The sequence below is a fragment of the Mycetohabitans sp. B2 genome, from assembly GCF_021733735.1.
Taxonomy (GTDB): domain Bacteria; phylum Pseudomonadota; class Gammaproteobacteria; order Burkholderiales; family Burkholderiaceae; genus Mycetohabitans; species Mycetohabitans rhizoxinica.
In genome coordinates this window covers 1-5304 of record NZ_JAHKSP010000042.1, presented here as the reverse complement: position 1 = coordinate 5304, position 5304 = coordinate 1, and the positions used below count along the sequence as shown (strand labels likewise).

Below are 5304 nucleotides of genomic sequence, written 5' to 3'. Positions count from 1 at the left end.
TCAACGAGCCATCCATCAAGCCTGGCAGAAAGCGCGAACGCTGGGTCGGTGTGCCGTGGATAGCTAGTGGCAGGGCAACGGTCCACAGGTGAGCATTGAGCGAGAACAGCAGTCCCAAGTCTTCGCTGCCGTACCCCAGGCCCTCCATGACCGCGAGCAGGTCGGACAGGGGCGCGCCCGCGCCCCCACGATCCTCGGGTAGGGCCATACTGAACAGGCCAAATTCTGCGCATCGGCGCCAACCGTCTCGATGGAAAATGCTGGCACGGTCGGAGGCTGCGATGTCTGTGCTGAGCTGATCGCGGGCAAAACGTGCGGCCTGCTCGCGCAGCGCGATTCGTCGTTCATCAAACTTGTTTGGCATCGCACTGACGCTCCAAAAGTTGATAGTGGGTCTTGCCCGTCGAAGTGCGGGGCAGATCAGGCAGGTAGCGGAATTGGTCGGGCACCATGTACCGTGCGAGTCGGTGGTAGCAGAATCGACTCAAATCTGTTGGGCAGAGTGGGGCATCGCGGGCCACGACAAATGCCGTGATGGTGGTGTTCCCGTCGGAACCGGAGCTGACCACCGCACAGGCGGTCAGTTCAGGGTGGGCGGCCAAGCATGATTCAATTTCATCCAACTCAATTCGGTATCCATGACGCTTAATCATACGATCAAGCCGTCCCAGGAAGAGGTAGCCTTCGGGCGAGGCGCGAACGATGTCCCCGGTGTTGTACCAGCGTTGGCCGTTGCGTTGAAAAAATCGCTGAGCCGTTTTCTCGGGAGCATTCCAATAGCCGGTCGCGACAGACGGTCCTGCGACGCATAACAGGCCGGCTTCACCGTCGGGTACCGGTTGTTGATGCTCATCCACGACGATCGTGTCGCAGTGGTCGCAGGGATGACCGATCGGCAACGGTTCAACGCGCTCTGCCGGTATGGGTGTGGGTACACGGTAAGCGGTGCACACGTTGGTCTCGGTGGGGCCGTACAGATTGTAGTAGGCTGGTTGGGGCCACAGCTGCAGCAACCTGCGCAACTTCGCGATGGGGAAAACTTCTCCGGCGAAGAGCACGAGCCGTAGCCGGTTCGGGGCAGGGTTGCGCGCCTTGTGCTGTTCGGCCAGCATACCTAGAATGGCCGGTGCCGAATACCAAACCGTAATCGCCCGGGTGGAGAGGAAGGTGGCGAGATGACGTGGGCTTGCAGCAAGGTCGGCGTCGATCAGGTGAATGCATGCGCCGTTCTTAATGGAGACATAGATGTCGAAGATCGACAGGTCGAAGTGCAAGGGGGCGTGGCTGGATACCTGGTCTTGTGCTGCTACATTAAAGGCAGCCGAGGCCCATTCGACGAAGCTCACCGCGTTGCGCTGGCTGATTGCGACTCCTTTCGGTACCCCGGAGGAGCCGGAGGTGTAAAGGATGTAGGCGAGCCGGTTCGCATCCGGCGGGTTGCGTGGGTAGTCGTGCTTCTCTCCGTGCAGCATGTCCAGCGTCTGCCAGTCCTCACGTGGGTCGTTCACCTCCTCGTGATGTGGCTGCATCACCACTATGCGTGGTTTAAGCTGGGGGGCGTGTTGTGTTAAATGTCGTGCTGACTCGGGATCGGTGAAGATGACCCGAACATCGCAATCGTCGAATAGGGTGGCGGCACGCGTGCTTGAGCTGCCCGCGTCTGTGGGCACATAGGCCGCGCCTAGCCGGAGTATGCCGAAGATGGCCGCGAGCGTGTGCGCGCTTTTGTGCATGAAAAGCCCGACACGATCCCCTGCAACGACCCCCTTGCGATGAAGAAAAACGGCGATCCTATCGGCCGCAGCGGAAAGTTCTGCATAGCTCAACGCGGATCCGTCGGAGTCGACGAGCGCACGAGCGCTCGGCTGTCGCGCCGTCGTGTCGTCTAAGTATTTGGCCAAGTCTGCCGATGGCTCGGACTGTCGTTCCCGCGTCACAATGTCGGCCGTCATTTTTCGATTTCCGATGATTTTTCATCCACATAGCACGCAATCTCACGAATCGTGGTGAAACGCGTCCTCGGGTCGCTGACCCCGACGATGAGGCCGAATTCGTCCTCCACAAACGAAACCAGGCGCATGGTGGCCAAAGATGAAAGGAGCCCCGACTCTTTTAGATTTAGATCGTCGGAAATATCTGAGTCGTTTCCTTTCAGGATAGTGTCGATCACAAAAGCACGGAGTTTCACCAAAGTGTCAGACATGGGCTTCTCCTTTAATGATAATGGCCGATGGATGCTCACAAACTCAAAAAATTTTGCCTCTTTGCTCCTGCGCTCGTTTTGCCTAAGCCTCTGGCAAGTCATGTAACGCTCTACCCACCTGATGATCTGGCAGTGACCGCGTTAAGCGCCGTAAAGGGGCATGGTGCGCAGTTCATATCGGACAATCACATAGCCAGTACGCTCATGCACCAATTGGTGCGCCTTGATACGACATTAGCAAGCGTGGTGCCCACTGGGACCATATTTCTAAATTTGGCCTATTTCTCGGCATGGACACCGCAAATGGTGGCCGCTCGCCGAATGGTGGCTGTTGCCCGCCTACATCCACTGGCACGGCCTGGTCGCTGGCACGGCCTGGTGTATCGCAATGCATACCAGTCGAGTTTCCACCAGCCTGCTTGCGGGAAGTGACGGGGAATTGGTGACCAGTTTCCATTCAATGCGCTTCCTGCCTGCAGACGCTGCTCGTTCAAGGGCGTGAATCACTGTAAACTCCAGCGCGGGATAACGACGCTGCTTGCCTATTGGCGGTAGTACGGTTATGCGGCGATATCAAAGTTCTAGAGTTGCCCGTTCAACCTTGCCGCTCTGATCACGAACGGGTGCCTGAGACACGTCCTTGAGCCGTACCCCATCCATCTCGTGGACGATCGTGTGACCTCTAGTTGCAAGTTATCGTTTCTTTTGTTAAAGACCTGTCGTTTTAAGCCAAGGTAATGAACTTGAGTGCATCATGGCGGGCGCTTTACAGTCTTTCAACCAGGTGCTAAGCGCTGCGGTTACCTGAATCTTTGCAGCGGCTCATGACAGCTGGGCACAGTGCTTGCGCGATTTGAAGCAGTTAACGTCGAGCGCATGGGTCAGCGAACGGGTGCGTAGCCGTGTTGCTAAATAATCCACGTGCAGCTAAGCGCGTTATGCTCAGCGTTTTCGCTAAAGCAATTGATCGTGGCGTAATAATTGATCGGTCAAGTGCACGAGCGACGCACTGACGCGTGCTGGCGGCCCTGATCGCCGCAGTGGATAGCTAAGAATGGCACGCGACGTGTCATCAAAGCCGTAGTGGTTCCTGAAAAGCAAAGATAGATTCTGAGCGCGTCGTTGTATTGATTTGTACACCTATTAATTATCAGGTCGCTTGGTCGCCTGAATCGGAGCTTTGTTATGGATGCTAGCATCACGCCCGTTACGTATGCATTATCCACTGCCCAAACTGAGATCTGGCTCGCGCAGCAACTGCATCCAGACAGCCCCGTCTACAACATTGCACAGTACACGGTCATTGAAGGCGCGATTAAGCAGGCCGTCTTTGAAGCGGCATTGCGCCAAGTGATTGATGAGGCCGACACCCTGCGCTTGCACTTTATCGACAGCGATGACGGGCTGCGGCAGAGGATTGGTTCACCCGCATGGTCAATGCCGGTGCTGGACCTCACGTCAGAAGCCGATCCTCAGGCAGCGGCTCAGGCGTGGATGCGCACCGATTATCAACAGCCGGTAAATTTGATGCAGGGACCGCTTTTTTGCTATGCGTTGCTGAAAGTGGCGCCCGCGCAATGGATCTGGTATCAGCGCTATCACCATATCATGATGGATGGATATGGCCAGTACCTGATCGCCCAACGCGTTGCACACGTGTATAGCGCGCGATGCGCGGGAACGGCACTCGCAGCATGTGATTTTGGCTCGATTCGACAGCTATTAGAAAGCGATGCGCAATATCAGACCTCTGCCCAGCGTAAAAAGGATGAAGCGTATTGGCTTAAGCACTGCGCCCATTGGCCTGGGCCCGCGACGCTGGCAAGCCGCGCCGCCCCGGCCTTACAGCAGCGGCTGCGTCAGACGACTTACCTGGCCACCCAATGGGTGGACGACTATGTGCTGGATGCGGGCCGGCTGGCGCAGTTCTTGAGCGCTGCATGGGCCGCGTATCTGTATCGGATGACTGGCGCGCAGGACGTGGTGTTCGGTTGTCCAGTGACGGCCCGCTTGGGGGCAGACTGGCACATTCCTGGCATGGTGTCCAATACCGTTCCGCTGCGGTTCAGATTCGAACCGAACATGGACTTATTGTCGTTGTTGCGGCAGGCGGCGAAGGAAATTCAAAGCGGACTTCAATATCAACGCTACCCGAGCGAAGCGCTGCAGCGTCAACTTGGGCTGGCGCCCGGACAGTCACTATTCGGCATCAAGGTTAACGTGATGCCGTTTGACTACGAGCTGTTATTTGGCGGGCATTCATCGACGAACCATAATCTGCTCGCTGGTCCGGTTGACGATTTGATGCTCGGTGTCTATTGGACACTCAATAGCCATCAATTACGAATTGACTTTGACGCCAATCCTGCGTGTTACAGCGCGGAGGCGCTCGGCGTGCATCAGCGTCGGTTTATCCGGTTCATGCAAGTGCTCGCTGCCGATGCCACGCAACCGATTGACAGCATCGATCTGCTCGACGCTGATGAACGGTATCGGCTGCTGGTCGAAGGGAATGCGACGCAACGGGACTATCCATCGCACTTATGCATCCACCAGTTATTTGAAGCGCAGGTCGAGCAAACACCTGAGGCGCCGGCGCTGGTCTATGAGGATCAAACGTTGAGCTATGCACAGCTCAATGCACGAGCCAATCGCCTCGCGCACCAGTTGATCGAGTGGGGCGTCAGGCCGGACACGCGGGTGGCGATCTGCGTGCAGCGCTCGCCGGCGCTAGTTGTGGGGCTGCTGGCGATCCTCAAAGCGGGTGGCGCCTATGTGCCGCTCGATCCCGCCTATCCGGGTGAGCGCTTGGCGCACATCCTCACCGATGCGGCACCGAGCATGGTGCTCGCGGATGCGGTGGGGCGCGCTGCGTTGGGCGAGGCGGCGTTGGCCGAGTGCACGGTGCTCGATCCGGCCACCCTGCCGGCGTTGCCGGACACGAATCCGTCGGTGGCGGGCCTGACGGCCCGGCATCTGGCGTATGTGATCTATACGTCCGGCTCCACTGGCACCCCGAAGGGCGTGATGGTGCCACATCATGCGATTGCGCGGCTGGTCATCAACAATGGCTATGTTGACATTCGCACCGGTGATCGTGT

The 5304-nt window shown here is 57.6% G+C and carries 5 protein-coding genes; 2 read left to right on the top strand and 3 right to left on the bottom strand.

The window, feature by feature from the left end:
• From KPG66_RS08430 to KPG66_RS08420, 3 genes are all read right to left on the bottom strand, one after another.
• A partial coding sequence (locus KPG66_RS08430) for an acyl-CoA dehydrogenase family protein (protein ID WP_237070624.1) occupies window positions 1-364 on the bottom strand: 364 nt, incomplete at its 3' end.
• On the bottom strand, window positions 348-1952 hold the full coding sequence (locus KPG66_RS08425; RefSeq protein WP_013435684.1) for an amino acid adenylation domain-containing protein: 1605 nt from the start codon (window positions 1950-1952) through the stop codon (window positions 348-350). The genes KPG66_RS08425 and KPG66_RS08430, both read right to left, overlap by 17 nt.
• Window positions 1949-2203 carry an acyl carrier protein gene (locus KPG66_RS08420; RefSeq protein ID WP_157864401.1) on the bottom strand — a complete coding sequence of 85 codons (255 nt, stop codon included), beginning with the start codon at window positions 2201-2203 and terminating at the stop codon, window positions 1949-1951. Before KPG66_RS08420 ends, KPG66_RS08425 begins: the two co-directional genes overlap by 4 nt.
• A 27-nt stretch (window positions 2204-2230) precedes the next feature.
• Here KPG66_RS08420 and KPG66_RS08415 point away from each other — a divergent pair, with 27 nt between their 5' ends.
• Both KPG66_RS08415 and KPG66_RS08410 read left to right on the top strand, forming a co-directional pair.
• Window positions 2231-2635 carry a hypothetical protein gene (locus KPG66_RS08415; RefSeq protein ID WP_157864400.1) on the top strand — a complete coding sequence of 135 codons (405 nt, stop codon included), beginning with the start codon at window positions 2231-2233 and terminating at the stop codon, window positions 2633-2635.
• A gap of 753 nt (window positions 2636-3388) precedes the next feature.
• Window positions 3389-5304, top strand: a 1916-nt coding sequence (locus tag KPG66_RS08410) for a condensation domain-containing protein (protein WP_237070623.1), incomplete at its 3' end; no start/stop codon positions are given.